Here is a 1448-nt window from a genome sequence, read left to right as displayed (position 1 = left end):
AGACCTTTTTGACTTGAACGTTCATAAGAGAAAAACTCCTTTACGTTCCTTGTGTGTCAAGGATTCATTCGACATCGGAACGAAAAAATCCTCCCGATTTTCGTCGAGAGGGTGCGAAATGTGAGCTAAAAGATGAATCGCGATGACTACGGCGTCTTCCTGTTTGACCAAATGGCGGTTGCGGCGCTGTAGGTACATCTGAATCGATGACAGTTGGGCAGAGACAAAAAAGAAAATGGCAGCATATTGCTTTTGAATCTTGGCTCGATCTGTAGTAAGTGGAGACGAATTTATTTTATAAGGGCAAAGGACGGCACTCAACAAGGAAGGGCAGGATAAAATATGAGATTGACAGTGACCATGAGCGGACGGCAAGGGACGGTTTCCTTGCCGTTGCATTATCAGCATTTGTTGCAAGGATTATTGTACCGTTCGTTAGAGAATGAACAATTAGCCGCGTTTTTGCATGACAAAGGATTCCGTCACGGGAAACGGTCATTTAAACTCTTCACATTTAGCCGTTTATTTGGAACGCATCAAGTGAATCGAGAAAGGAAAACAATTCATTTTTTGGGGGATTTCCAATGGCATATCGACACCGTTCTCCCAGAACTGACTCAACAACTTGGGCAGCGATTCTTGTTGCAGAGAGAGATTGAGCTTTACGGACAGTTGATCGAAGTGAAAAGTGTCAAAATGGAGAACATCGACATACGCGAAAACGAAATAAACATTGTCATGCTCTCTCCATTGACCGTATATAGCACATATGAAACGTTCGATGGAAGAAAGAAAACGCAATTTTTTGATCCCGATGATGAGGTGTTCCCCCACCTGATTGAATTGAATTTCCGTCATAAATATGAAGCATACTACGGTGTTCCGCCGACGGAAAGACTGTTGATCGAGCCGATTCACGTTCATCATCGTCATCGTGTGGTGACGATGTTCAAGAATATATATATTACAGGATGGCTTGGCTATTACCGCCTCTGTTCTTCGCCAGAACAGTTGACATTTTTATATCATGTTGGTCTAGGCGGCCGAAATTCACAAGGATTTGGCATGTTTCGCGTCAAAAGTGGATAAACGAGTCATGGGATTGTCGTCGACCTCCAATCGTGCCAAAACCCCGGGGGATCGACGACAATGGTTTTTGGTGGTTCAGACTTACAGCCATCGAGGTTGAAGGTTATTGACAGAATTTTTGAAATGTGGTATTCTGAAAACAGCGCTAGATCGAAATGTTTGATGCGACAAGCATTTTTGGGGTTTTTATCGTACCTATGAGGGATTGAAACTGAAATTGAATATGTGCCATCACGAGTGTTGATTATCCAAAATTAGACATACGCCTTCCATAAATTTGGGCATACTCAAACAAAGCAGCGGCCATCCCGGATTTCCAATCGAGAGGAAGCTGCCCAGAGAAAAAACGGCGAACAAAC

At 43.3% G+C, this 1448-nt stretch carries 1 protein-coding gene; it reads left to right on the top strand.

All coding sequences use genetic code 11. The features are described from left to right. Positions 1-342 precede the first annotated feature (342 nt). Positions 343-1089 (top strand): CRISPR-associated endoribonuclease Cas6, encoded by a 747-nt coding sequence (gene cas6 / locus ACVBDQ_RS17965; RefSeq protein ID WP_033024587.1) that lies wholly within the window; start codon positions 343-345, stop codon positions 1087-1089. Positions 1090-1448 lie beyond the last annotated feature (359 nt).

The organism is Geobacillus sp. CCR (genome assembly GCF_052906625.1).
The sequence above is the reverse complement of the archived record's forward strand: the minus strand, read 5'-3'. Positions and strand labels throughout refer to the sequence as shown.

Excerpts from the sequence above, each read along its gene's own strand:
- cas6 (WP_033024587.1), top strand. The coding sequence starts at position 343 with ATGAGATTGACAGTGACCATGAGCGGACGGCAAGGGACGGTTTCCTTG.